This is a genomic window from Streptomyces sp. NPDC059852, from assembly GCF_042731455.1.
GTDB lineage: Bacteria > Actinomycetota > Actinomycetes > Streptomycetales > Streptomycetaceae > Streptomyces.
In genome coordinates this window covers 92,389-116,790 of the sequence record NZ_JBHWJK010000015.1, presented here as the reverse complement: position 1 = coordinate 116,790, position 24,402 = coordinate 92,389, and the positions used below count along the sequence as shown (strand labels likewise).

The window sequence follows — 24,402 nt, the reverse complement described above, 5'->3', positions numbered from 1 at the left end:
GCCAGCAGCACGAGACAACCCCCAGACATGCGACGGCCCTCGCCGGGACTGGCATTCCCAAGGCGAGGGCCTGACCACCGAGGAAAAGCGACTTCCCGATGGACACCGAAAACCCTAGCGCGCCCGCGCGCCCCCAGTCCCGTATCCCGGGCAAGAACCACCCCGACGGGCACCGGATCGCCGGCGCCCCCCTATGAAGAAGGACCCGAGACCCACACCAACTCGGGACCATAGAGAAGATTTGGCCAACCACTCGGCAACGATCGGACCCCACCGCCACCACCACCCCCGGAACGACCGTATGGTTTTCGCCATGGCAGTCCCAGAGGTCATTCCGATCGCCTACGAGCCCCACGGCCGCACCGAGGCGATCGGCTGTTACGAAGACGGGCAGTTCATGGGGTCCGTCACCTACGCCTTCCCCAAGGGCTTCGAGCTCGGTCCCGGCTGGGAAGAACAGAAACGCCTCTACGCGGTGCTGCACACCTTCGACACCGACGGGACGTACCGCGACTCGGAGATCTGGTGCGCGGGCACCTGGGCCGAGCAGCAGCGCGACCCCGACGGTCCTGGCTCCGTGCTCTCCCGGGCCCGCGTCCACCTCGCGACCCGGCTGCGCGGCCTCCCGCGGCGCACGTACACGGACATCGCGGTGCGGCCCTTCCAACTCACCGTCGACAACGTTTTGTTCGGTCTCGTGACCGGGGAGGACGACGGGGAGGGCTGGGCCGAGCTGTACCCGGACCACCTGGGCTTCGGCGAGCCGTGGGACGGCTCCTACGACACCTGATCTCCTCGGCCGGCACCTTTGACCTCGACGCCGAGCTGAAGATCTACGAGGTGCAGGCGATCCTGACGCAGTTCGTCGCCCAGTAGGGGCCATAATCGGCGGATCATGATCCCCAGCCGCCGCCATCTCACCGACGACGTCCTGACCGTGGGCGCCCGCTTCGCGCTCGTCCTGGCCGGCGAGTGCGCCGTACGCGCCCACGGGCTCGCCCCCGCCCCGCGGCGGGAGGCACCCCCGCGCGCGGAGGCGCTGGAACTGCCGGGCGCGGAGGACCACCGGCGTCGGCGCGGGCCGCGCCGCCCGCGTCCGCTGGAGGTCGCCACCCAGACCGCCGAACCCATGGACCGGATCGCGGCCGTGCTCCGCGCCGGTCTCGCCGAACGCGGCTGGGAGGTACGCCCGGTGGAGACCGACCCGCTCTCGGCGCGGCTGCTCGTCACCGACCCGGACACCGGCGAGGAGCGCACGGTCGACGTCGTCAAGGAGACCTTCTGGCGGCCCCCGGTCACCACCGACCTGGGCCCGGCGCTCGCCCTGGAGGACGTCATCGGCACGAAGGTCCGCGCCCTGGCCGACCGCGGCACCGCCCGGGACGTCGTCGACGTGTACCTGACCGCGCCCGGCTGGACCTTCCCCGATCTGGAGGAGCAGGGCCGACGGCACGCCTGGGACACGTTCGACCTCGCCGACCTGCAGTCCCGGCTGGAGGCGACGGACCTCCTGGACGACCGGGAGTTCACCGCCCGGGGGCTTCCCGAGGACGCCGCACCGGCGCTGCGCCGCTGGATCCGCGCCTGGGCCGACGACATCGCCGAGCGCCTGCTGGAGGAGGAGGCCCTCCGGCCACCACCCGAGCCCGAGGAGTGACCGGAGGACATCCACGAAGGGCGGTGGCCCGGAACCCTGTCGGTTCCGGGCCACCGCCCTTCGTGCGTTCCGCCTACTTCGGCTGGGGCTTGCGCACCGACAGGTGCAGCTCCTTCAGCCGGGCCTCCTCCAGCTCCGTCGGCGCGCCCATCATCAGGTCCTGGGCGTTGCCGTTGAGCGGGAAGGCGATCGTCTCGCGGATGTTCGGCTCGTCGGCGAGGAGCATCACGATGCGGTCGACGCCGGGGGCGATGCCGCCGTGCGGCGGGGCGCCGAAGCGGAAGGCGCGCAGCATGCCGGCGAACTTCTCCTCGACCGTCTCGCGGTCGTAGCCGGCGATCTCGAACGCCTTGAGCATGATCTCCGGCTCGTGGTTCCGGATGGCACCGGAGGACAGCTCGACGCCGTTGCAGACGATGTCGTACTGCCAGCCCAGGATGTCCAGCGGGTCCTGGGTCTCCAGGGCCTCCAGGCCGCCCTGCGGCATCGAGAAGGGGTTGTGCGAGAAGTCGATCGCGCCGGTCTCCTCGTCCTTCTCGTACATCGGGAAGTCGACGATCCAGCAGAAGCGGAAGACGTCCTCCTCGAAGTGGCCGGCGCGCTTGGCGGCCTCGACGCGGACCGCGCCCATGATCTTCGAGACCTCGTCGAACTCGCCCGCGCCGAAGAACACCGCGTGGCCGGGGGCCAGCGCGAGGCGCTTGGTCAGCTCGGCGACGTTCTCCTCGGTGAGGAACTTCGCGATCGGGCCGGTCAGCGAGCCGTCCTCGCCGACGCGCACCCAGGCCAGGCCCTTGGCGCCCTGCGAGACCGCGTAGTCACCGAGCTGGTCGAAGAACTTGCGGGGCTGGCCGGAGACGTCCGGCACCGGCAGCGCGCGTACGTGCTTGCCGGCGAACGCCTTGAACTCCGAGCCCTCGAAGATGTCGGTGATGTCGACGAGCTCCAGCTGGGCGCGCAGGTCCGGCTTGTCGGAGCCGTACTTCAGCATCGCCTCGCGGAACGGGATGCGCGGGAACGGCGACGTCACGTGGCGGCCGTTGCCGAACTCCTCGAACAGCTCGGTCATGAGCTTCTCGATCGGCTGGAAGACGTCCTCCTGCTCGACGAAGCTCATCTCGACGTCGAGCTGGTAGAACTCGCCCGGCGAGCGGTCGGCGCGGGCGTCCTCGTCGCGGAAGCAGGGCGCGATCTGGAAGTAGCGGTCGAAGCCCGAGATCATCAGCAGCTGCTTGAACTGCTGCGGCGCCTGCGGCAGGGCGTAGAACTTGCCCGGGTTCAGCCGGGACGGGACGACGAAGTCACGGGCGCCCTCGGGGGAGGTCGCGGACAGGATCGGCGTCGCCATCTCGTTGAAGCCGAGGGCGACCATCTTCGAGCGGATCGAGGCGATGACCGACGACCGCAGCATGATGTTCTTGTGCATGCGCTCGCGGCGCAGGTCGAGGAAGCGGTACTCCAGACGCCGCTCCTCGTTGACCCCGTCCTCGGCGTTGATCGTGAACGGCAGCGGGGCGGCGGCGCCGAGCAGCTCGACCTCACCGACCTCGACCTCGATCTCACCGGTGGGCAGGTCGGGGTTGACGTTCTCGGCGCCGCGGGAGACGACCTTGCCGTCGACGCGGACCGTGGACTCCTTGGAGACCTTGTCCAGGGCCTCGTAGGCGGGGGTGCCGGGGCGGGCCACGAGCTGCGTGATGCCGTAGTGGTCGCGCAGATCGATGAAGAGGATGCCGCCCAGGTCTCGCCGATTGTGCAGCCAGCCACTCAGCCGGACGTCGGTGCCGACGTCAGAGGAGCGGAGCTCGCCGCAGGTGTGGGACCTGTACCGATGCATCGTCGTTCATCCAGTCTTCGCGGATCGGGGGCGTGGTTCCCGTGAAGGAGAGGCTTTGTTTCACGTGAAACTCCCCCCAAGCCTACCGGGCAGCCCATGATCGCCTCCCCACCGTTTTCCCGCGCCCCGGGCCCCGGCCGGCGGACGGGAGCCCGCACGGCTTCGGTGGCACGGTCCGATCGGCTCTTCTTACAGTGGGGCCATGCATACGGGTGAGGCCCTGCCCGCCGTGGAGGAGGTCCTCACCGTCCTCGCGACGGGGCTGTGGCACTGGGACACGGACACCGGGCTGGTCACGGTCGACGCGGAGGCGGCACGCCTGCTCGCGCTGCCCGCCGAGACCCGCACGCTCAGCCAGGCCCAGGTCCGGGCACGTCTGCATCCGGTGGACTGGAACGAGATCACGTCCGTGATCCAGCTGGCGGTGGCCGAGGGCACGCTCGGCGAGGTGCGCGTACGGATCATGGACGACCGGGGACGGGTCGTCCGGGTCGCGCGCAGCCGCTTCCACGCCGCCTTCGACCGGGAGAAGCACGCCTACGAGGTGACCGGCTCCCTCCAGGAGGTCACCGAACCGGCGCCGGGCACCTCCTCGCAGCGCACCGCCGTCACCGGTGACTGGCGGCGCTCCCGGGAGGCGTTCCTGCTGGACGCGGGCCGGGCGCTGGCGGAGGCACGCTCGACGTCGGAGGTGCTGCGGGTCGCGGCGGGCCTGGCCATGCCGGGCTTCTCCCCGGACGGGCTCGCGGTGTTCGGCGTCACGGGCGACCGGCTGACGGTCATCGGCCACCACGGCCACGAGCCCGGCGACGAGGACCCCTTCAAGGGGCTGACGCTGGACTCCGACTACCCCGCCGCCGATGTCGTCCGCACCGGCCGCGCCGTCTATCTGTCCTCCCCCGAGCAGTACAAGGAGCGCTATCCGGCGACCTGGCCGCTGGCCGCGCACTTCGACCGCCGGTCCTGGGCGTTCCTGCCGTTGATCGTGGCCGGCCGCACGATGGGCGCCTGGATGGCCGCCTTCACCTATCCGGTCGCCTTCACCCCGGACGAGCGCTCGGTGCTCACGACGGTCGCCCGTATGCTCGCCCAGGCCCTGTCCCGGGCCGAGGCCGCCGAGTCCGCGCGCGAGCTGACGGACGGTCTCCAGCGGTCGATGCTGCCCCGGCTGGGCCCCGAGATACCGGGCATGGCCGTCGCCGCGCGCTATGTCCCGACCGGCGGCGGGCTCCAGGTCGGCGGCGACTGGTACGACATGATCCCGCTGCCTGGCGGGCCGGCGACCGGCGGTGGCCGCTTCGCCCTGGTCATCGGTGATGTGCAGGGCCACGACGTCCGGGCGGCCGGGCTGATGGGCCAGCTGCGGATCGCCCTGCGCGCCTACGCCTCCGAGGGCCACCGCCCCGACGCGGTGCTGTCCCGCGCCTCCCGCTTCCTGCACGGCATGACGTTCGGCTCCCCCGGTGAGGACCCCGCCGCACTGCGCTTCGCGACCTGCCTGTACGTGGAGGTCGATCCGGCGACCGGGCTGCTGGAGATCGCGCGGGCCGGGCACCCCGACCCGGCCATCCGGATGGCCGACGGCACGGTGCTGCACCGCCCGACGGCCGGCGGTCTGCCGCTCGGCATCGACCCGGACGCCGACTACCCGACCACCACGATCGCCCTGGGCCACGGCGAGACCATGCTGATCTGCACGGACGGCCTGATCGAGACCGGCGGCCACGACCTGGACACCGGCTGGAGCCGTATCCGTACGGTCCTGGAGGGCCACGACGGCGATCTGGAGGGACTCGCCGACGCGCTCGTGCAGGCCGTGCACGGCCCGTCCTCGCACCACACGACCGGGCCGCTCGCCGACCGGCGCGAGGACGACATCGCGGTGCTGCTGCTGCGCCGGACGTGCCAGGGGACGGCCGGCACCCGGGCCGCCGCACGGGACGCGGTCCGCCGCACGATGATGTCGGTGGCCCAGGCGGAGCCGGAGCGTGTGGCGGTGGCGCGCCAGCAGTTGCGGGAGCTGCTGCACGACTGGCCGGTCCCCGACCACGTCGACTCGGCGGTGCTGCTGCTGTCGGAGACGCTGACCAACGTCCTCGTGCACACGGACGCGGACGCCCTGTTCCTGGCCGAGGTGGGGGACGGGCCGGAGGGCCGCCGGCTGCGGGTGGAGGTGTCCGACACCAGTGACGACCTGCCGCACATGCGCCGGCCCGGGGAACTGGCGTCGTCCGGGCGGGGCCTGGTCCTGATCGAGCTGCTGGCGCACGCCTGGGGGGTGGACCCCCGGGGCGAGGGCAAGAGCATCTGGTTCGAGCTCTACGAGTCCGGCGGCGGCGACGGCTCCGGTACGGCGGTGGCGCCGGGCGGGTCGGGGCGGGCGTAACGCTCCCTCAGCTCGTGGGCGACGCCGGTGGCGGCGGCCGTCAGGGGCACGGCGAGCAGCATGCCGAGGATGCCGGCCACGGAGGCGCCCGCGGTGATCGTCACCATGACGACGGCCGGGTGCATCTGGACCGTACGGCTCTGGATCATCGGGGTCAGCACATGCCCCTCCAGTTGCTGCACGGCGAGCACGATGCCGAGGACCCACAGCGCGATGACGAACCCCCGGTCGGCGAGCGCGACGAGGACGGCGACGGCCCCGGAGATGAAGGCCCCCAGATAGGGGATGTACGCCCCGATGAAGACGAGCGCGCCCAGCCCGACCGCGCCCGGCACATCGAGGATCAGCAGTCCGACGGTGATGCACACGGCGTCGATGAGGGCGATGAAGGTGGTCCCGCGCATGAATCCCTCGACGGCCCGGAAGGCCCGCCGGGCCATGGCCTCGGTGAGGTCGCCGCTGTGCCGGGGCACCAGGGAGCGCAGCGCGCCGGCGGCCCGGTCGGAGTCGCGCAGGAAGAAGAACACGAGCAGCAGCGCGAGCACGCCGATCGCGATGCTCTCGCCGACCACGCTGACCCCGCTGATGACACCGGAGGCGGCGGTCTCGCCGAACCGGGACAGCAGTTGGCGGGAGTTGCCGGCGAGGTCGTCGAGCGAGGTCCCGGCCGGTCCGAAGCGCCCGGTGAGGTCGCGCCCGGCCTGCTTGAGCGAGGCGACGATCTCGTCGCCGCTCTCCACGATGGCGGCGGCGACGATGTAGACGGCCCCGCCGACCACGGCCACCACGGCGACACAGGTGAGCCCGGCGGCCAGGGACCGGTTCACGCCCGCCTTGACCAGCCGCCGGTGCAGCGGGCCGAGCAGGGCCGTCCCGAGCAGGGCGAGCAGCACCGGCACGACCGCGGTGCTCAGCTCCACCGTCAACCGGATGCCGACGTAGACGACTCCGGCGACGAGCAGGACGACGGCGCACCAGGCGGCGAGCCGCCGGACGGGCTCGGGCAGCAACGGGGTGGGAGCCTGCACGCCTCCAGCGGACCATGCCCGGGGCCGGGTGTCGTGCGCGGGCGATCCGGGCGGGTGACGGACGGCGAAAGGCCCGCGGCCGCACCCTGTCGGTGCGGCCGCGGGCCTCGTGACGTGCCGGTCAGTCCTGCGCGGGACCGGCGGCGCTCATGCCGTGCACCGCGGGGACGGTGCCCAGGCGGCCCTTCTGGAAGTCCTCGAAGGCCTGCATCAGCTCGTCCTTCGTGTTCATCACGAACGGGCCGTAGTGGGCCATCGGCTCCCGGATGGGCTGTCCGCCGAGGAGGACGACCTCCAGGTCCGGCGTGTGGGAGTCCTGCTTCTCGTCGGCGCGGACGGTCAGCGAGCCACCGGCGCCGAAGACCGCGGTCTGGCCCAGGTGGATCGGACGGCGCTCGGCACCGACCGAGCCCTTGCCCGCGAGCACGTACGCCAGCCCGTTGAAGTCCTCGCGCCAGGGCAGGGTCACCTCGGCGCCCGGCGCCACCGTCGCGTGGATCATCGTGATCGGCGTGTGCGTGATGCCGGGTCCGGCGTGCCCGTCCAGCTCACCGGCGATCACGCGCAGCAGCGCGCCGCCGTCGGGGGTGCTGAGCAGCTGGACGCTGCCGCCGCGGATGTCCTGGTAGCGCGGGGCCATCATCTTGTCCTTGGCCGGGAGGTTCACCCACAGCTGCAGGCCGTGGAAGAGGCCGCCGGACATGACGAGGGACTCCGGCGGGGCCTCGATGTGCAGGAGGCCCGAGCCCGCGGTCATCCACTGGGTGTCGCCGTTGGTGATCGTGCCACCGCCGCCGTTGCTGTCCTGGTGGTCGAAGATCCCGTCGATGATGTAGGTGACGGTCTCGAAGCCGCGGTGCGGATGCCAGGGGGTGCCCTTCGGCTCGCCCGGCGCGTACTCCACCTCACCCATCTGGTCCATCATGATGAACGGGTCCAGATGGCGGTAGTTGATCCCGGCGAACGCGCGGCGCACCGGGAAGCCCTCACCCTCGAAACCGCTCGGCGCGGTCGTGACGGCGAGCACGGGACGGGCCACGGCCTCCGCGGGCGCGGCGACACGGGGCAGCGTCAGCGGGTTCTCGACGGTCACTGCAGGCATGTCGGTACCTCCTTGTGCGGCCAGTTTAGTTGAGCGTTGAACTTTCTGCCACCCCGAACGCACAAAGCCCGGAGGGCATTCCCTCCGGGCGCTTGATCCGGGAAAGCGGCTCAGTGTGACAGCACGGGCCGGGTGGCCGCTCCCGGGCCCCCGGCTACGGACCACCTGGTCCGGTGCGTTCGAGACACGGCCCGGCCGCACACGCGACCAGGCCGTACACGCGGCCTAGCCGTACATGCGGCGCATGGCGAACTCGACCATCTGCTCCACGGCCTTCGCGTCGAAGACCATGCGGTGCTCGCCCTCCATGTCCAGGACGAAGCCGTAGCCGGTCGGCAGCAGGTCGATCACCTCGGCGCCGGTGATGACGAAGTACTTGGACTCCTTGCCCGCGTACCGGCGCAGCTCCTTGAGCGAGGTGAACATCGGGATCACCGGCTGCTGGGTGTTGTGCAGGGCGAGGAAGCCGGGGTTGTCGCCGCGCGGGCAGTAGACCTTCGAGGTCGCGAAGACCTGCTGGAAGTCCTCGGCCGTCAGCTGACCCGTGGTGAAGGCGCGCACCGCGTCCGCGAGCGAGGGCGGGGACGGCTCGGGGTAGAGCGGCGGCTGCTGGCCGTACCCGCCGGCGCCACCGGCCATGGGCTGCTGCGGCGGCGCGTACTGCTGCTGTGCGGCCCCACCGTCCATGGGCTGGCCGTATCCATACATGCGCGCAAGCGTACCCAGCCCCGCCGGACCCGTGGACCGGTACGGCCGTCAAGGTCGATCCGGTGGGACCTGTCACAGATCGGGGGTCGGGGTTGCGTCTTATTACTGGCGGGTAGCATCATCGTAGCTACTTGTCGGTACGTGAACCAGCGCGAGGATCCAGTGCCTCGCCGACCCGCTACGGAGCCGTAACCATGGGGCACTACAAGTCGAACCTCCGCGACATCGAGTTCAACCTCTTCGAAGTACTCGGACGCGACAAGCTGTACGGCACGGGTCCGTTCGAGGAGATGGACGTCGAGACCGCGAAGAGCATCCTGGAGGAGCTGACCCGCCTCTCCGAGAACGAGCTCGCGGAGTCCTTCGCCGACGCCGACCGCAACCCGCCGGTCTTCGACCCGGAGACCAACACCGCGCCCGTCCCGGCGTCCTTCAAGAAGAGCTACCAGGCGTTCATGGACTCCGAGTACTGGCGTCTCGGCCTGCCCGAGGAGATCGGCGGCACCACGGCGCCCCGCTCCCTCATCTGGGCCTACGCCGAGCTGATCCTGGGCGCCAACCCGGCCGTGTGGATGTACTCCTCGGGCCCCGCGTTCGCGGGCATCCTCTTCGAGGAGGGCAACGAGGTCCAGAAGCACATCGCGAAGATCGCCACCGAGAAGCAGTGGGGTTCGACGATGGTGCTCACCGAGCCGGACGCCGGCTCGGACGTCGGCGCCGGCCGCACCAAGGCCGTGCAGCAGGAGGACGGCTCCTGGCACATCGAGGGCGTCAAGCGCTTCATCACGTCCGGCGAGCACGACATGTCGGAGAACATCATCCACTACGTGCTGGCCCGCCCCGAGGGCGCCGGACCCGGCACCAAGGGCCTGTCCCTGTTCATGGTCCCGAAGTACAACTTCGACTTCGAGACCGGCGAGCTGGGCGAGCGCAACGGCGTCTACGCCACGAACGTCGAGCACAAGATGGGCCTCAAGGCGTCCAACACCTGCGAGATGACGTTCGGCGACAAGCACCCCGCCAAGGGCTGGCTGATCGGCGACCGGCACGACGGCATCCGCCAGATGTTCCGCATCATCGAGTTCGCCCGCATGATGGTCGGCACGAAGGCGATCTCCACGCTGTCGACGGGCTACCTCAACGCGCTGGAGTACGCCAAGGAGCGCGTCCAGGGCCCCGACCTGGCGAACTTCATGGACAAGACCGCCCCCAAGGTCACCATCACCCACCACCCCGACGTGCGCCGCGCCCTCATGACGCAGAAGGCGTACGCGGAGGGCATGCGCGCCCTGGTGATGTACACCGCCTCCGTCCAGGACGCCATCCAGGTCAAGGAGGCGAACGGCGAGGACGCCAAGGCCGAGCACGCGCTGAACGACCTGCTCCTGCCGATCGTCAAGGGCTACGGCTCCGAGAAGGCCTACGAGCAGCTCGCCCAGTCGCTGCAGACCTTCGGCGGCTCCGGCTTCCTCCAGGAATACCCGATCGAGCAGTACATCCGGGACTCCAAGATCGACACCCTGTACGAGGGCACCACCGCCATCCAGGGCCAGGACTTCTTCTTCCGGAAGATCGTCCGCAACCAGGGCGCGGCCCTGAACTCGCTCGCCGAGGACATCAAGAAGTTCCTCGCGGTCGGCGAGGGCGGCGAGGAGCTGGCGGGCGCCCGCGAGCACCTGGCCAAGGCCGCCGTCGAGCTGGAGGCCATCGTCGGCCTCATGCTCACCGACCTCGCGGCGACCGAGCAGGACGTCAAGAACATCTACAAGGTCGGCCTGAACACCACGCGTCTGCTGATGGCCTCCGGTGACGTCGTCGTCGGCTACCTGCTGCTGAAGGGTGCCGCGGTCGCCGCCGAGAAGCTTCCGACGGCCTCCGCCAAGGACAAGGCGTTCTACACCGGCAAGATCGCGGCGGCGAAGTTCTTCGCGGCCAACGTCCTGCCCGGCGTGACCGGCGCGCGCAAGCTCGCCGAGGGCGTCGAGCTGGACCTGATGGAGCTGGACGAGGCGGCCTTCTAGGACCCGCTCGCGCGGGAACGGCTCAGCGGCAAAGGGCCGTTCCCGTCACTCACGGACAATCCACATCGCCCGCACGAGGGCCCGCTCCCCTTCCCCGGGAGCGGGCCCTCGCACGTCGTTAAGGTGAACCCATGAGCGCACCCCCCCGCTTCGACCGCGGCCACACCGACGACCTGATGTCCTTCCTCGCGGCGAGCCCGTCGCCGTACCACGCCGTGGCGAACACCGCCGAACGGCTCGAGAAGGCCGGCTTCCGCCAGGTCGCCGAGACGGACGCCTGGGACGGTTCGAGCGGCGGCAAGTACGTGCTGCGCGGCGGCGCCGTCGTCGCCTGGTACGTCCCCGAGGGCGCGGCGCCCCACACGCCGTTCCGGATCATCGGCGCCCACACCGACTCCCCCAACCTGCGCGTCAAGCCGCTGCCCGACACCGGCGCGCACGGCTGGCGCCAGGTCGCCGTCGAGATCTACGGCGGACCGCTGCTCAACTCCTGGCTCGACCGCGACCTCGGCCTGGCCGGCCGGCTCACCCTGCGGGACGGCTCGACCCGGCTGGTCAACGTGGACCGGCCCCTGCTGCGCGTCCCCCAGCTCGCCATCCACCTCGACCGCGCGGTCTCCTCGGACGGCCTCAAGCTCGACAAGCAGCGGCATCTTCAGCCCGTGTGGGGCCTCGGCGACGTCCGCGACGGCGACCTCATCGCCTTCCTGGAGGAGACCGCCGGCATCGGCCCCGGCGAGGTCACCGGCTGGGACCTCATGGTCCACTCCGTCGAGCCCCCGGCCTACCTGGGCCGCGACAAGGAACTCCTCGCCGGCCCCCGGATGGACAACCTGCTCTCCGTCCACGCCGGCACCGCCGCGCTGACCGCCGTGGCCGGCTCCGGCGCCGGGCTGCCCTGCATCCCGGTGCTCGCCGCCTTCGACCACGAGGAGAACGGCTCCCAGAGCGACACCGGCGCCGACGGCCCGCTGCTCGGCGGCGTCCTGGAGCGCTCGGTGTTCGCCCGCGGCGGCTCCTACGAGGACAAGGCCCGCGCCTTCGCCGGCACCGTCTGCCTCTCCTCCGACACCGGCCACGCCGTCCACCCCAACTACGCCGAGCGGCACGACCCGACGCACCACCCGCGCGTCAACGGCGGCCCCATCCTCAAGGTCAACGTCAACAACCGCTACGCCACGGACGGTTCGGGCCGTGCCGTGTGGGCGGCGGCCTGCGAGAAGGCGGACGTCCCCTTCCAGTCCTTCGTCTCCAACAACTCCATGCCGTGCGGCACCACCATCGGTCCCATCACGGCCGCCCGGCACGGCATCCGCACGGTCGACATCGGCGTCGCGATCCTTTCCATGCACAGCGCACGGGAGTTGTGCGGCGTCGACGACCCGTGGCTGCTCGCCACCTCCCTGGCGGCCTTCCTGGAGGGCTAGTTGGGGCGGGCCTCGCATGAGCGCCCGGAGCCGGGGTACCCGGACGTCCGGACCGGAACGTCCGGACCGGACAGGAGGCGACACTCATGGGCCTCGGCGGGTGCATCATCCTCATCGCCGCGGGAGCCATCCTCACGTTTGCGACCGACTGGGACATGGACGGCGTGAACCTCGACCTGGTCGGGGTCATCCTGATGATCGTGGGCCTCATCGGCGTCACGACCTTCAGTAGCATCGCCCGGCGCAAGCGCGTGGTGGTGCCGCCCGCGTCCCCGGTCGTCACCGAGGACCCGCACCGGCGGGACGGCTACAACGACGGCTACGGCGTCTGACCGTCCGCACCGGCGAACACCAGCGGCAGCCGCCCGGCACCCCCGCCGGCCGGCCGGACGGGGACGTCCCAGTCCCGCTGGTGCAGCCGGCACGCCGGATACGGGACCGAGGGATCGTCGTCGCAGGACGCCACCCTCGCCGAGACGTGCAGGACGCCGGACCCGGCGGACGGGTCGAACACGAGGGTGCGGGAGAGCGACGTCCCCGCACCCTCGCCCGTGCGCAGCAGCTCCGGCGGCGTCGCGGACACCAGCAGCCGGGCCGGCGGCCCGTACCGGTCGTCCGGGCGCTGTCCCACCGGCGCCTCGAACAGCACGTCCAGCACCACCTCGCCGGGGGCCACGTCCGTCACCGCCGACGGCGTGGGGCGCCCGGCCCGCCGTACGGCCTCCTCGGGCAGCCGCAGCCGGGTCAGCCGGTGCCGGGCCGACTCCACGACCACGACGTCCCCGCCCACCGCCACCGCGCCCGACGGCTCCCGCAGATCGCGGGCCAGTGTGGAGAGCTCACCGGTCGCCGGGTCGTAGCGGCGCAGCGCGTCGTTGTAGGTGTCGCTGACGGCGACCGAGCCGTCCGCGAGGGCCGTGACCCCCAGCGGATGCTGGAGCAGCGCCTGCCCGGCCGGGCCGTCGCGGTGCCCGAAGTCGAACAGACCGGTGCCGACGGCCGTGCGCACCACGCCCCGCCGGTCCACCCAGCGCAGCGCGCTCGTCTCCGCGTCCGCCACCCACAGCCGCTCCCCGTCCGGTGACACGGCGAGCCCCGACGGCTGCGCGAACCACGCCTCGTGCGCCGGGCCGTCGACCAGCCCCTCGTCCCTCGTCCCCGCCGCCACCCGGACGGTCCCCGCCACCGGGTCGTACGTCCACAGCTGGTGGATCCCGGCCATGGCGATCCACACCCGCCCGGCGAACAGCGCCAGGTCCCAGGGCGAGGACAGGTCCACCTCCCGCGCCGGTCCCGCCGTGGCCGCCCCGGGCCACCACTGCCGTCCGGTGCCCGCCACCGTCGTCACCGCGCCGGTCGTGAGGTCGACGCGGCGCAGCGCGTGGTTGACCGTGTCGGCGACCAGCACCGCCCCGTCGTCCAGGAGCAGCAGCCCCTGCGGCTCGCTGAACGACGCCGAGTCCGCCGGGCCGTCGGCGAACCCGCGCACCCCGGAGCCGATCCGCCGTACGACGCTCTCGCCGTCCCGCGCGAACTCCACCAGCCGGTGCCGGGAGGTGTCGCTCACCAGGAACCCTCCGCCGGGCAGCGCCACGATCTTCCCCGGGAAGCGCAGCTCCGTCGGCTCCGGCTCCGGCGGCACGTACGGCCCGTCGCCGCGCCGCAGCGTGCCCTTCGCCGCGTGCTCGGCCTCCAGCTCCGTCACCAGCCGGTCGATCTCCCGCACATGCCCCTCGCCCGAGTGCTGCGCGACGACGTACCCCTCCGGGTCGATCACGGCGAGCGTCGGCCAGGCCCGCACCGCGTACTGCTTCCAGGTCTCGAGCCCGGGATCGTCCAGCACCGGGTGCTCCACGCCGTACCGCTCCACGGCGTCGGCGACGGCCGTGTGCTCGGTCTCGTGCGCGAACTTCGGCGAGTGCACCCCGACCACGACGAGGGTGTCCGGATGCCCGGCCTCCAGCGCGCGCAGCTCGTCGATCACGTGCTGGCAGTTGACGCAGCCCGCCGTCCAGAAGTCGAGCAGCACGATCCGTCCGCGCAGGTCGGCCAGGCGGTACGCGCGTCCGCCCGTGTTGAGCCAGCCGCCCGCCCCGGTCAGCTCGGGGGCGCGGACGCGGGGGTGCCGGGGTGCGGGGTCGGTCATGTCCCCAGAGTGCCACCGGCGGCCCCACCCGGCTCAGCCCGTCGGCCTACACGCGGGGGTTCCGGGGCGGGTGGCGGGGAAGCCCTCGTGTCATGAGATTTCTCGTGCGGGACCGGCTGCTCGGCTTCGGGGACGACTACTGGATCGAGGACGACCGGGGGGAGAAGGTGTTCCTCGTCGACGGCAAGGCCATGCGGCTGCGGGACACCTTCGAGCTGAAGGACGTCCAGGGACGCGTCCTCATCGACATCCGCCAGAAGATGTTCGCGCTGCGCGACACCATGGTGATCGAGCGGGACGGCCGGCCGCTGGCGACGATCCGGCGCAAACGGCTGTCGCTGCTGCGCAACCACTACCGGGTCGCGCTCGCGGACGGCAGCACCGAGCTGGACGTCAGCGGCAAGATCCTCGACCGGGAGTTCGCCGTCGAGTACGACGGGGAGCTGCTGGCCGTCGTCTCGCGCCGCTGGCTGCACGTCCGGGAGACGTACGGCGTGGACGTGGTGCGCGAGGACGCCGACCCGGCGCTGCTGATCGCGGTGGCGGTGTGTGTGATCCACCTGGCGGAGAAGGAGCGCGGGGACGACTGAGACGGGGCTCGGCGCCGGGGCGGGGCTCAGCGACCGCAGCGGGGCTCAGCGCCGGGGCGGGGCGAGCCCGAGCACACGGTCCTTCAGCGCCGGGAACTGATCCCGCGTCACCGCGACCCGGCCGGGGTCGAACTCCACGGTGAGGACCTCCTCGCCGGGCCCGGCCTGGGCCAGGACCTCGCCCCAGGGGTCCACCACGATCGAGTGACCGGCCTGCGGAACTCCCGCGTGCGTCCCGGCCGTTCCGCAGGCGAGCACATACGCCTGGTTCTCCACGGCCCGGGCCTGGGCGAGCAGCGTCCAGTGCGCCCGGCGGCGTTCCGGCCACCCGGCGGGGACCACGAGCGTCTCGGCGCCGGCGTCGGCGAGGCCCCGGAAGAGTTCGGGGAAGCGCAGGTCGTAACAGGTGGCGAGGCCCAGCGTGGTGCCGGGCAGCCGGACCGTCACGAGGTCCCGGCCCGCGCCCATCAGCACGGCCTCGCCCTTGTCGAAGCCGAACCGATGGATCTTGCGGTAGGCGGCGGCCAGGTCCCCGGAGGGGGAGAACACCAGAGAGGTGTTGTAGAGCGGCCCGTCGGGGTCGCGTTCGGGGATCGACCCCGCGTGCAGCCAGACACCGGCGTCGCTCGCCGCCTTGGCCATCGTCTCGTACGTGGGCCCCTCGAGCGGTTCGGCCTCCGTGCCGAACTCCTCGTAGGCGAAGGCGCCGGTGGTCCACAACTCGGGCAGGACGACGAGATCCGCTCCGGCTTGTTCTCGTACCAGGGAGGCGACCCTCGCCCGGCGCGATTCCACCGATTCGTCCTCGTTCACGTCGATCTGGAGCAAAGAGGCGCGCACACTACCACCGTCCTGGCATTCGAGCCGTCCACACGGGCCTACGATCGTCACACGAAAGCACTGCCGGGGTGCCTCACAGCAGCGTAACTTTGGGGGTCCCCCCTGTTCGAGCGCAGCCGAGAACGTGGGGGACCGCCGAGACACCCGCCGACAGCCGCCGCCGCCCACTGGCACCGCCGCCAGAACCTGCCCGCGAACCGACGTACCAACCGCCGAGGGGTCCCGTTCCGTGAGTCTGCATCCCACCCTCCAGCCCTACGCCGACGCCTGGACCCACTCCATCGAAGCGATATCCGAGCTGGTCACACCGCTCGTCGAAGGGGAGTGGAACCGGCGCACCCCCTGCCCCGGCTGGTCGGTGCGCGACGTCGTCTCCCATGTCATCGGGCTGGACTGCGAGATGCTGGGCGACCCGCGCCCCATCCACACGCTGCCACGCGACCTCTTCCACGTCACCAACGACCACCAGCGCTACATGGAGATGCAGGTCGACGTCCGCCGCCACCACACGGCGCCGGAGATGACGTCGGAGCTGGAGTACACGATCATCCGCCGCAACCGCCAGCTGCGGAACGAGAGCCGTGACCCCGGCACCAAGGTGCGCGGCCCGCTGGGCGCGGAGCTGACCCTGGAGGAGGCGATGCGCACGCACGCCTTCGACGTGTGGGCGCACGAGCAGGACCTGCGCGCCGCGCTGGGCCGCCCCGGCAACCTGGACTCCCCCGGCGCGCTCGTCGCCCGGGACGTGCTGCTCGGCCGGATGCCGGAGGTCATGGCCACCAAGGTGGACGCGCCCCGCAGCTCGGCGATCGTCCTCGACGTGCACGGCCCGGTCGAGTTCCTGCGCACGATCCGGATCGACATCCAGGGCCGCGGCACCCTGGAGACGGCCCCCGCGCTGGGTCCGGCCGCCGCACTGACCCTGGACTGGGAGACGTTCGTCCGGCTGGCCTGCGGCCGGGTCACGCCGGAGGCGGTGGCGGACCGGGTGAAGACCGAGGGCGACCCCGATCTGACGGCGGCCATCCTGCGCAACTTCACCGTCACCCAGTAGCCCGCCGCGGGCGCGGCGGCGGGCCGAAAACCGGTGTCGCCGCCGCCCGGGTCCCGGCTACCGTCCCCGCCGTGACCGACACAGACACGCATCCCCCGCAGCTTTCCGACGGGCCGCCGCGGCTGACCCGGCTGACCTTCCACGGCCCCCTGTCCGAGCAGCGCGCCGGCCGGCTGGTCGAGCGGCTGGCCCGGACGGAGCCCGCCACCGTCCTCGACATCGGCTGCGGCTGGGGCGAGTTGATGCTGCGGGTCCTCGAGGCGGTGCCGGGGGCCACCGGGGTCGGGATCGACCTCAACACCGAGGACCTGGCCCGGGGCCGGCGCATCGCCCAGGAGCGCGGGCTGGCCGGACGGGTGCGGTTCGTGGAGGAGTCGGCGACGGGGACGTCCCACGGCCCGGCCGACCTGGTGCTGTGCGTCGGGTCCAGCCAGGCCCTCACCACGCTGGAGCCGCCCGGGCTCATCACCGACGCGCTGCGGGCGCTGCGCGGCCTGGTCGCCGACGGGGGCCGGGTGCTGCTCGGGGAGGGCTTCTGGCAGCGGCCGCCCACCGAGGCCGAGCTCGCGGGCATGTGGCCGGGCGCGAGCGCCACCGACCACCACGACCTGGGCACCCTTCTCGACCTGGCGGTGGAGGCCGGTTTCCGTCCGGAGTGGACGGAGACGGCGGACGCCGGCGAGTGGGAGGAGTTCGAGTCGGCGTACCAGGCGGACGCCGAGGTGTGGCTGGCGGAACACCCCGGCCACCCCCGGGCGGCCGAGACGCGGGAGCGTCTCGACCGGCACCGCGCCCAGTGGATGAGCTACCGCGGCGTCCTCGGGCTCGCCTATCTCACGCTGGTGCCCGTGCGGTGAGTCAGGCGGGGACGTGCACGGTCTCCACCCGGCTGGCGACCAGGCGTTCCCGCTCGCGGCGGGCGGCGCGTCCGCGCAGGCGCAGGATCTGGCTGACGCCGAGGGCCTGCAGGACGAAGACCGCCGAGAAGGCGATCCGGTAGTCGTCGCCGGTGGCGTCGAGCAGCACCCCGACCGCGAACAGCGTCGTCATGGAGGCGATGAAGCCCCCCATGTTGGTGATGCCGGAGGCGGTGCCCTGCCGCTCGGGCGGGTTGGCCGGGCGGGCGAAGTCGAAGCCGAGCATGGAGGCCGGTCCGCAGGCGCCGAGCACCACGCACAGCACGACGAGCAGGCCCATCGGCGCCGTCTCGCCCGGCCAGGCCAGGGTCGTCGCCCACAGGACGGCAGTGGCCGCGACCGTGCCGAGGGCGAGCGGCAGCCTCGCGCCGTGGTGCCGGGCGACGACCTGTCCGTAGACGAGGCCGACGGCCATGTTGGACAGGACGACCAGGGTGAGCAGCTCCCCGGCCGTGGCGCGGGTCAGGCCCTGCGCCTCGACCAGGAAGGGCAGCCCCCACAGCAGCAGGAACACCATCGCCGGGAACTGCGTCGTGAAGTGCACCCACATGCCCAGCCGGGTGCCGGGCTCCCGCCAGGACGCGGCGATCTGGCGGCGGACGTAGGCGGCGCCCTGGTGCGGGACCGGCTGCGGTTCGTGGCCCTCCGGGTGGTCCTTGAGGAACAGCAGGGTCAGCACGAGCACCACGACACCCGCGCCCGCGCTGCCCGCGAACGCCGCGGTCCAGCCGACGCCGTGCAGCACCCGGGCCAGGACCAGGGTGGAGACGAGGTTGCCCGCCATGCCCGCGAGCCCGGCGAGCTGGGCGACCAGCGGGCCGCGCCGGGCCGGGAACCAGCGGGTGCCCAGCCTCAGGACGCTGATGAACGTCAGCGCGTCTCCGCAGCCCAGCAGGGCCCGGGAGGCGAGGGCCATGCCGTACGACGGGGAGAAGGCGAAGGCGAGCTGTCCCGCCGTGAACAGCACGGCGCCCATGGCGAGCACCTTCTTGGTGCCGAGCCGGTCGACGAGCAGGCCGACGGGTATCTGCATGCCCGCGTACACGAGCAGCTGGAGGATCGAGAACGTCGACAGGGCGGAGGCGTTCACGCCGAAGCGGTCGGCCGCGTCGAGTCCGGCGACCCCGAGCGAGGTGCGGAAGATGACGGCGACGAAGTAGACGGAGACGCCGATGCCCCAGACGGCGATCGCGCGCCGTCCGCCCGGAGGGTCGCCGGGCAGGGTGGTGGCCGGCCTCATCGCTCCTCACCCCGCGCGAGGTGGGAGAACCAGTCGATGTGCCGGTGGACCAGTGCGACGGCCGCCTGCGGGTCGCCGGCGCGCAGGGCGGTGAGGATCTCCTCGTGCTCGCTGAGCGTCTTGGCGATCCGGTCGGGGTGGGAGTGCATCACGGCGGCGCCCATGCGCAGCTGCCGGTCGCGGAGCTGGTCGTAGAGGCGGGAGAGGATCTCGTTGCCGCCGCTGCGGACGATCTCGGCGTGGAAGCAGCGGTCGGTGACGGCGGCCGCGGCGAAGTCTCCGGCGGCGGCCTGGGCCTTCTGCCGGTCGAGCAGTTCCTCCAGACGGTCGAGGAGCCCGGGGGGCGCGGGGACGGCCTTGCGCGCCGCGTGCTCCTCGACGAGCATGCGCGTCTCCACGACGTCCTTGATCTCCTGCGCGGAGACCGGCAGGACCAGGGCGCCCTTCTTCGGATAGAGCTTGATCAGCCCCTCGGCCTCCAGCCGCAGCAGCGCCTCGCGGACCGGGGTGCGGGAGACGCCCACGGCCTCGGCGAGCTCGCCCTCGGTGAGGAGCGTGCCACCCTCGTAGCGGCGCTCCAGGACGCCCTGTTTCACATGGCTGTAGACGCGGTCGGCGGCGGGCGGCTGCTTCACGGGGGCGGGTGGGGCGGTAGACATGCCCACAGCATAGATACAACACGTACGCAAGGGCGGACCGGTCCACGATGCGGACCCGTCCGATGGAATCTCCCGGCAAAGAAGCACCGTCCGGGCCAGCGGCGGCACAACCTTGTGTGCTACTTACGTGTCACACACGTGCGGCCCCACTTTCTTCCCCTCCCAACTCGGCCGCACCGCAGGGGCATAAGACGTAATCGGGGTAAATCAGTTGATAACTGCACACAAGGGCATGCGTGTTCGCAGAGCCGCCGCCGTCGTCCTCACGACCGGCGCCGTTCTCGCCTCCGGCGCCCTCACGGCGGCGCCCGCGCAGGCCGTCACCACGCCCTCGATCAATGCCAAGGGCGGGTTCCTGATGAACAGCGCCAACGGCAAGACGCTGTTCTCGAAGTCGGCGGACACGAAGCGGCTGACCGCCTCGACGACGAAGGTCATGACCGCGAAGGTCGTCCTCTCGCAGTCGAACCTCAACCTCGACACGAAGGTGACCATAAAGAAGGAGGTCAGCAACTACATCGTCTCCAAGGGGGCGTCCTCGGCGAACCTGATCGTCGGTGACAAGGTCACCGTCCGTCAGCTGCTGTACGGGATGATGCTCAAGTCCGGCTGCGACGCCGCGATGACGCTCGCCGACAAGTACGGCACCGGCTCCACGGTCAACGCCCGCGTGAAGTCGTTCATCGGCAAGATGAACACCATGGCGAAGAGCCTGGGCATGACGAACACGCACTTCGACTCGTTCGACGGCATCAGCAACGGCTCGAACTACTCGACCCCGCGCGACCTGACCAAGCTGGCCCGCAGCGCGATGAAGTCCTCGACGTTCAAGACCGTCGTCAAGACGAAGTCCTACACGGCGAAGACCATCACCAAGACCGGCTCCACCCGCACGATGGCGGCGTGGAAGAACACCAACACCCTGCTCGGCTGGAACGGCACGCTCGGCGTGAAGACCGGCTCGGGCAGCGAGGCGAAGTACTGCCTCGTCTTCGCGGCCACCCTGAACGGCGAGTCCGTGATCGGCACCGTGCTCACCGCCTCCTCGGAGGCCAACCGCACGGCGGACGTGAAGAAGCTCATCACCTACGGCTACGCCAAGATCAGCTGACCTTCGGCGAGCGGTGAAAGGGGCGGCCACCTCACGGTGACCGCCCCTTTCGGCGTCCTGCGGGCTCAGGCCCGCGTCAGGCTCACGCCCAGGTGATCAGCCGCTTGGGCTGCTCCAGGATGGCCGCCACGTCCGCGAGCACCTTGGAGCCCAGTTCGCCGTCCACCAGGCGGTGGTCGAAGCTCAGCGCCAGCGTGGTGACCTGACGCGGCTTCACCTTGCCCTTGTGCACCCACGGCTGGAGCTTGATGGCGCCGACCGCGAGGATCGCCGACTCGCCCGGGTTGAGGATCGGGGTGCCGGCGTCGACGCCGAAGACGCCGACGTTGGTGATGGTGACCGTGCCACCCTGCATCGCGCCCGGTGACGTCCTGCCCTCGCGGGCCGTGGACACCAGCTCGCCCAGTGCCTCCGCCAGCTGCGGCAGCGTCTTGGCGTGGGCGTCCTTGATGTTCGGCACGATCAGGCCGCGCGGGGTGGCCGCCGCGATGCCCAGGTTCACATAGTGCTTGCGCACGATCTCCTGGTGGGCCTCGTCCCAGGACGCGTTGATGTCCGGGTTGCGCTTGATCGCGACCAGCAGGGCCTTGGAGATCAGCAGCAGCGGGTTCACCCGCAGCCCCGCGAACTCCTTGTCCGCCTTCAGCTCCTCGACCAGCTTCAGGGTCCGCGTCACGTCCACGGTCACGAACTCCGTGACATGCGGGGCCGTGAACGCCGAGCCCACCATCGCCGCCGCCGTGGCCTTGCGGACGCCCTTGACCGGGATCCGGGTCTCCCGGGCGCCGTCGTACGAGGCGGCGGGCGCCGGGACCGCCGCCGGGGCGGGCGGGGCCACCTGGGGGGCCGTGGGCGCCTGCTCGGCGGCCGGGGCCTGCGCCGCCACCGCCGCGTGCACGTCCTCGCGGGTGATGATCCCGTCGGGGCCGGTCGGGGTGACCGTCGCCAGGTCGACGCCGAGGTCCTTCGCCAGCTTGCGCACCGGCGGCTTGGCCAGCGGACGGCCCAGGGCCGGCGCGGCGGCGGGGCCGTGGCCGTTCAGCTCGGCCTGGAGGGCCTGCGTCGCCGGCTCGGGCTCCTGGCGCGGCGCCTCGGCACCCTTGCGGGGGCGGCGCTTGGTGGACGAGGCGGAGACGCCGTAGCCGACGAGCACCGGCTGACGGCCCTGCGGCTCGGTCTCCTCCTCCTGCGCCGGCGTGGGCGCGGCCGGCTCCTCGGCGGCCGGGGCCGCCCCGCCGGAGACGTCGACCGCGATGATCGACGTGCCGACGTCGACCGTGGTGCCCTCGGGGAAGTGCAGGGCGCGGACCACACCGTCGTACGGGATGGGCAGCTCGACGGCCGCCTTGGCGGTCTCGACCTCGCAGACCACCTGCCCGTCGGTGACGGTGTCGCCCGGCTGGACGTACCACTTGAGGATCTCGGCCTCGGTGAGTCCCTCACCGACGTCGGGCATCTTGAACTCGCGCACGGACGCGTCTGTCATCGTCGTCACGACCCTCTCCTCAGTACGCCAGGGCACGGTCGACGGCGTCGAGCACCCGGTCCAGACCCGGCAGGTACTCCTCCTCCAGACGCGCCGGCGGGTACGGGGCGTGGTAGCCGCCGACCCGGAGCACCGGGGCCTCCAGGTGGTAGAAGCAGCGCTCGGTGATCCGGGCGGCGATCTCCGCGCCGGAACCGAAGAACACCGGGGCCTCGTGGACCACGACCAGCCGGCGGGTCTTCTCCACCGAGGTCTGGATGGTGTCGAAGTCGAGCGGGGAGACCGACCGCAGGTCCAGGACCTCCAGGTCGCGCCCCTCCTCGGCGGCCGCGGCGGCGACCTCCAGGCAGGTCTTCACCATCGGGCCGTAGGCGGCGAGCGTCAGGTCGCGGCCCTCGCGGACCACCTGCGCCTTGTGCAGCGGGCCGGGGATCGCGTCGGTGACGACCTCGCCCTTGTCCCAGTAGCGGCGCTTGGGCTCGAAGAAGATCACCGGGTCGTCGCTCTGGATGGCCTGCTGCATCATCCAGTACGCGTCGGACGCGTTCGACGGGGAGACGATCTTCAGACCGGCGACGTGCGCGAACAGCGACTCCGGCGACTCCGAGTGGTGCTCGACCGCGCCGATGCCGCCGCCGTAGGGGATGCGCACGACGACGGGGAGCTTGACCTTGCCCAGCGAGCGGGCGTGCATCTTCGCGAGCTGCGTGACGATCTGGTCGTACGCCGGGAAGACGAAGCCGTCGAACTGGATCTCCACGACCGGGCGGTAGCCGCGCAGGGCGAGACCGATCGCGGTGCCCACGATGCCCGACTCGGCGAGGGGGGTGTCGATGACCCGGCTCTCGCCGAAGTCCTTCTGCAGGCCGTCGGTGACACGGAAGACACCGCCGAGCTTGCCGACGTCCTCACCCATCACGAGGACCTTCGGGTCCGTCTCCAGGGCGCGGCGCAGCGACTCGTTGATCGCCTTGGCCAGAGCCATCTTCTCCGCTGCCATGTCAGGCCCCCTCTACGTCCGCGAACGACGCCTGGTAGGCGGCGAACTGGGCGCGCTCCTCGTCGACGAGCGCGTGCCCGTCCGCGTACACGTTCTCGAAGATGGCGAAACGGTCCGGGTCCGGCATGGCGCGGACCGCTTCGCGCACTCGTTTGCCCAACGCCTCGCTCTCGGTCTCCAGTTCCGCGAAGAATCCCTCGTCCGCGTGGTTTGCGGACTCCAGGTACGCGCGAAGGCGCAGAATCGGGTCCTTCGCCTCCCAGGACTGGCGCTCCTCGTCCCCGCGGTAGCGGGTCGGGTCGTCGGAGGTGGTGTGGGCGCCCATGCGGTACGTGAAGGCCTCGACCAGCGTCGGGCCCTCGCCGTTGCGGGCGCGCTCCAGCGCCCACTTCGTCACGGCGAGGCAGGCGAGGACGTCGTTGCCGTCGACGCGGACGCCGGGGAAGCCGTAGCCCTGCGCGCGCTGGTACAGCGGCACCCGGGTCTGCTTCTCGGTCGGCTCGGAGATCGCCCACTGGTTGTTCTGGCAGAAGAACACCACGGGGGCGTTGTAGACCGCGGAGAACGTGAAGGACTCGGCCACGTCGCCCTGGCTGGAGGCGCCGTCGCCGAAGTAGGCGATGACCGCGCTGTCCGCGCCGTCCTTGGCGACGCCCATCGCGTAGCCGGTGGCGTGCAGCGTCTGGGAGCCGATGACGATCGTGTACAGCTGGAAGTTGTTGCTGTTCGGGTCCCAGCCGCCGTTGTTCACGCCGCGGAACATGCCGAGCAGGTTGGTGGGGTCGACGCCCCGGCACCAGGCGACGCCGTGCTCGCGGTACGTCGGGAAGACGTAGTCGTCCTCGCGGGTGGCGCGGCCGGAGCCGATCTGGGCGGCCTCCTGGCCGAGCAGCGACGCCCACAGGCCCAGCTCGCCCTGGCGCTGCAGTGCGGTGGCCTCGGCGTCGAAGCGGCGGGTGAGCACCATGTCGCGGTAGAGGCCGCGGAGCTCTTCGGGGGTGATGCCGGCGACGTACTTGTCGAACTCGGCGTTCTTGACGCGCCTGCCCTCGGGCGTCAGCAGCTGGACGAGCTCGGGCTCGGCGCTCGCCGTCTTCCTCGCGGATGCGGTCTTGCCGGCCGTGCTCTTGGTACCGGCGCTGCGTCGCGGCTTTCGCGCGGCAGTGCTCTCCACGGTCACGTGTGCTCCTCCG

General features: G+C 71.6%; 21 protein-coding genes and 1 pseudogene. 11 read left to right on the top strand and 11 right to left on the bottom strand.

All coding sequences use genetic code 11. From position 1 onward, the window contains the following. Window positions 1-313: 313 nt before the first annotated feature. The 3 genes and pseudogenes from ACFV46_RS20495 (at window position 314) to ACFV46_RS20485 (ending at window position 1,657) form a co-directional block, all read left to right on the top strand. Window positions 314-790 carry a hypothetical protein gene (locus ACFV46_RS20495; protein WP_361929337.1) on the top strand — a complete coding sequence of 159 codons (477 nt, stop codon included), beginning with the start codon at window positions 314-316 and terminating at the stop codon, window positions 788-790. After that, a pseudogene (locus tag ACFV46_RS20490) lies at window positions 790-876 on the top strand (PH domain-containing protein); the annotation flags it as partial. The gene ACFV46_RS20495 and the pseudogene ACFV46_RS20490, both read left to right, overlap by 1 nt. 19 nt (window positions 877-895) lie before the next feature. After that, window positions 896-1,657: a hypothetical protein gene (locus ACFV46_RS20485; protein WP_385499079.1), complete on the top strand. Its 762-nt coding sequence runs from the start codon at window positions 896-898 to the stop codon at window positions 1,655-1,657. Between the two features lie 73 nt (window positions 1,658-1,730). On the opposite strand, the gene aspS is transcribed toward ACFV46_RS20485, so the two are convergent. Next, window positions 1,731-3,494 (bottom strand): aspartate--tRNA ligase, encoded by a 1,764-nt coding sequence (aspS, locus tag ACFV46_RS20480; protein WP_361929342.1) that lies wholly within the window; start codon window positions 3,492-3,494, stop codon window positions 1,731-1,733. Between the two features lie 202 nt (window positions 3,495-3,696). Between aspS and ACFV46_RS20475 the strand changes: the two genes are divergently transcribed. Then, window positions 3,697-5,880 (top strand): SpoIIE family protein phosphatase, encoded by a 2,184-nt coding sequence (locus ACFV46_RS20475; protein ID WP_361929345.1) that lies wholly within the window; start codon window positions 3,697-3,699, stop codon window positions 5,878-5,880. Here ACFV46_RS20475 and ACFV46_RS20470 read toward each other — a convergent pair. The 3 genes from ACFV46_RS20470 to ACFV46_RS20460 all read right to left on the bottom strand — a co-directional run bounded on the left by ACFV46_RS20470 (window position 5,814) and on the right by ACFV46_RS20460 (window position 8,718). Then, entirely contained in the window at window positions 5,814-6,908 is a 1,095-nt protein-coding gene (locus ACFV46_RS20470; RefSeq protein WP_361929348.1) for an AI-2E family transporter, read from the bottom strand. The two genes, ACFV46_RS20475 and ACFV46_RS20470, sit on opposite strands and share 67 nt — an antisense overlap. Window positions 6,909-7,029: 121 nt before the next feature. Then, window positions 7,030-8,010, bottom strand: coding sequence for a pirin family protein (locus ACFV46_RS20465; RefSeq protein ID WP_361929351.1), 981 nt, complete (start codon window positions 8,008-8,010; stop codon window positions 7,030-7,032). 225 nt (window positions 8,011-8,235) lie between these two features. Beyond that, complete coding sequence (locus tag ACFV46_RS20460; RefSeq protein ID WP_361929353.1) at window positions 8,236-8,718, bottom strand: SseB family protein; 483 nt, start codon at window positions 8,716-8,718, stop codon at window positions 8,236-8,238. 194 nt (window positions 8,719-8,912) lie between these two features. Here ACFV46_RS20460 and ACFV46_RS20455 point away from each other — a divergent pair, with 194 nt between their 5' ends. From ACFV46_RS20455 to ACFV46_RS20445, 3 genes are all read left to right on the top strand, one after another. After that, window positions 8,913-10,739 (top strand): acyl-CoA dehydrogenase, encoded by a 1,827-nt coding sequence (locus tag ACFV46_RS20455; RefSeq protein WP_361929356.1) that lies wholly within the window; start codon window positions 8,913-8,915, stop codon window positions 10,737-10,739. Window positions 10,740-10,870: 131 nt separating this feature from the next. Then, window positions 10,871-12,166, top strand: a complete 1,296-nt coding sequence (locus tag ACFV46_RS20450; RefSeq protein ID WP_361929358.1) for a M18 family aminopeptidase — start codon at window positions 10,871-10,873, stop codon at window positions 12,164-12,166. A gap of 86 nt (window positions 12,167-12,252) precedes the next feature. After that, a complete protein-coding gene (locus ACFV46_RS20445; protein ID WP_361929361.1) occupies window positions 12,253-12,498 on the top strand; it encodes a DUF6458 family protein in 246 nt (81 codons plus the stop codon). Here ACFV46_RS20445 and ACFV46_RS20440 read toward each other — a convergent pair. Continuing rightward, window positions 12,486-14,312: an NHL domain-containing thioredoxin family protein gene (locus tag ACFV46_RS20440; protein WP_385499077.1), complete on the bottom strand. Its 1,827-nt coding sequence runs from the start codon at window positions 14,310-14,312 to the stop codon at window positions 12,486-12,488. The two genes, ACFV46_RS20445 and ACFV46_RS20440, sit on opposite strands and share 13 nt — an antisense overlap. A 92-nt stretch (window positions 14,313-14,404) precedes the next feature. Here ACFV46_RS20440 and ACFV46_RS20435 point away from each other — a divergent pair, with 92 nt between their 5' ends. Beyond that, the gene (locus ACFV46_RS20435; protein WP_361929366.1) at window positions 14,405-14,902 is read left to right on the top strand and encodes an LURP-one-related family protein; all 498 of its coding nucleotides are present in this window, start codon (window positions 14,405-14,407) and stop codon (window positions 14,900-14,902) included. Window positions 14,903-14,947: 45 nt separating this feature from the next. On the opposite strand, the gene ACFV46_RS20430 is transcribed toward ACFV46_RS20435, so the two are convergent. Beyond that, the gene (locus ACFV46_RS20430) at window positions 14,948-15,742 is read right to left on the bottom strand and encodes a carbon-nitrogen family hydrolase (protein WP_361929368.1); all 795 of its coding nucleotides are present in this window, start codon (window positions 15,740-15,742) and stop codon (window positions 14,948-14,950) included. 229 nt (window positions 15,743-15,971) lie between these two features. Between ACFV46_RS20430 and ACFV46_RS20425 the strand changes: the two genes are divergently transcribed. Together ACFV46_RS20425 and ACFV46_RS20420 are read left to right on the top strand one after the other, a co-directional pair. After that, window positions 15,972-16,796, top strand: a complete 825-nt coding sequence (locus ACFV46_RS20425; RefSeq protein WP_361929371.1) for a maleylpyruvate isomerase family mycothiol-dependent enzyme — start codon at window positions 15,972-15,974, stop codon at window positions 16,794-16,796. A 71-nt stretch (window positions 16,797-16,867) separates the two neighbouring features. After that, the gene (locus ACFV46_RS20420) at window positions 16,868-17,653 is read left to right on the top strand and encodes an SAM-dependent methyltransferase (RefSeq protein WP_385499075.1); all 786 of its coding nucleotides are present in this window, start codon (window positions 16,868-16,870) and stop codon (window positions 17,651-17,653) included. A gap of 1 nt (window position 17,654) precedes the next feature. Here ACFV46_RS20420 and ACFV46_RS20415 read toward each other — a convergent pair whose 3' ends face one another. Both ACFV46_RS20415 and ACFV46_RS20410 read right to left on the bottom strand, forming a co-directional pair. Further along, window positions 17,655-18,953 carry a nitrate/nitrite transporter gene (locus ACFV46_RS20415; RefSeq protein ID WP_376727593.1) on the bottom strand — a complete coding sequence of 433 codons (1,299 nt, stop codon included), beginning with the start codon at window positions 18,951-18,953 and terminating at the stop codon, window positions 17,655-17,657. Next, window positions 18,950-19,612 carry a GntR family transcriptional regulator gene (locus ACFV46_RS20410; RefSeq protein ID WP_361929378.1) on the bottom strand — a complete coding sequence of 221 codons (663 nt, stop codon included), beginning with the start codon at window positions 19,610-19,612 and terminating at the stop codon, window positions 18,950-18,952. The genes ACFV46_RS20415 and ACFV46_RS20410 overlap by 4 nt, the downstream gene beginning before the upstream one ends. Before the next feature lie 232 nt (window positions 19,613-19,844). On the opposite strand from ACFV46_RS20410, the gene ACFV46_RS20405 reads away from it, so the two are divergent. After that, entirely contained in the window at window positions 19,845-20,723 is an 879-nt protein-coding gene (locus tag ACFV46_RS20405; protein WP_283287698.1) for a D-alanyl-D-alanine carboxypeptidase family protein, read from the top strand. An 82-nt stretch (window positions 20,724-20,805) separates the two neighbouring features. Here the strand turns inward: ACFV46_RS20405 and ACFV46_RS20400 are convergent, their stop codons facing one another. The 3 genes from ACFV46_RS20400 to pdhA are packed head-to-tail and all read right to left on the bottom strand — an operon-like array spanning window position 20,806 to window position 24,389. Continuing rightward, window positions 20,806-22,218 (bottom strand): dihydrolipoamide acetyltransferase family protein, encoded by a 1,413-nt coding sequence (locus ACFV46_RS20400; RefSeq protein ID WP_385499074.1) that lies wholly within the window; start codon window positions 22,216-22,218, stop codon window positions 20,806-20,808. A 10-nt stretch (window positions 22,219-22,228) separates the two neighbouring features. Beyond that, entirely contained in the window at window positions 22,229-23,209 is a 981-nt protein-coding gene (locus ACFV46_RS20395; RefSeq protein ID WP_361929383.1) for an alpha-ketoacid dehydrogenase subunit beta, read from the bottom strand. 1 nt (window position 23,210) lies between these two features. Further along, entirely contained in the window at window positions 23,211-24,389 is a 1,179-nt protein-coding gene (gene pdhA, locus ACFV46_RS20390; RefSeq protein WP_385499073.1) for a pyruvate dehydrogenase (acetyl-transferring) E1 component subunit alpha, read from the bottom strand. Between the last annotated feature and the right edge of the window lie 13 nt (window positions 24,390-24,402).

Excerpts from the sequence above, each read along its gene's own strand:
- ACFV46_RS20395 (WP_361929383.1), bottom strand. The coding sequence starts at position 23,209 with ATGGCAGCGGAGAAGATGGCTCTGGCCAAGGCGATCAACGAGTCGCTG.
- aspS (WP_361929342.1), bottom strand. The coding sequence starts at position 3,494 with ATGCATCGGTACAGGTCCCACACCTGCGGCGAGCTCCGCTCCTCTGAC.
- ACFV46_RS20485 (WP_385499079.1), top strand. The coding sequence starts at position 896 with ATGATCCCCAGCCGCCGCCATCTCACCGACGACGTCCTGACCGTGGGC.
- ACFV46_RS20460 (WP_361929353.1), bottom strand. The coding sequence starts at position 8,718 with ATGTATGGATACGGCCAGCCCATGGACGGTGGGGCCGCACAGCAGCAG.
- ACFV46_RS20455 (WP_361929356.1), top strand. The coding sequence starts at position 8,913 with ATGGGGCACTACAAGTCGAACCTCCGCGACATCGAGTTCAACCTCTTC.
- ACFV46_RS20445 (WP_361929361.1), top strand. The coding sequence starts at position 12,253 with ATGGGCCTCGGCGGGTGCATCATCCTCATCGCCGCGGGAGCCATCCTC.
- ACFV46_RS20450 (WP_361929358.1), top strand. The coding sequence starts at position 10,871 with ATGAGCGCACCCCCCCGCTTCGACCGCGGCCACACCGACGACCTGATG.
- ACFV46_RS20405 (WP_283287698.1), top strand. The coding sequence starts at position 19,845 with ATGCGTGTTCGCAGAGCCGCCGCCGTCGTCCTCACGACCGGCGCCGTT.
- ACFV46_RS20475 (WP_361929345.1), top strand. The coding sequence starts at position 3,697 with ATGCATACGGGTGAGGCCCTGCCCGCCGTGGAGGAGGTCCTCACCGTC.
- ACFV46_RS20435 (WP_361929366.1), top strand. The coding sequence starts at position 14,405 with ATGAGATTTCTCGTGCGGGACCGGCTGCTCGGCTTCGGGGACGACTAC.
- ACFV46_RS20415 (WP_376727593.1), bottom strand. The coding sequence starts at position 18,953 with ATGAGGCCGGCCACCACCCTGCCCGGCGACCCTCCGGGCGGACGGCGC.
- ACFV46_RS20495 (WP_361929337.1), top strand. The coding sequence starts at position 314 with ATGGCAGTCCCAGAGGTCATTCCGATCGCCTACGAGCCCCACGGCCGC.
- ACFV46_RS20440 (WP_385499077.1), bottom strand. The coding sequence starts at position 14,312 with ATGACCGACCCCGCACCCCGGCACCCCCGCGTCCGCGCCCCCGAGCTG.
- ACFV46_RS20410 (WP_361929378.1), bottom strand. The coding sequence starts at position 19,612 with ATGTCTACCGCCCCACCCGCCCCCGTGAAGCAGCCGCCCGCCGCCGAC.
- ACFV46_RS20465 (WP_361929351.1), bottom strand. The coding sequence starts at position 8,010 with ATGCCTGCAGTGACCGTCGAGAACCCGCTGACGCTGCCCCGTGTCGCC.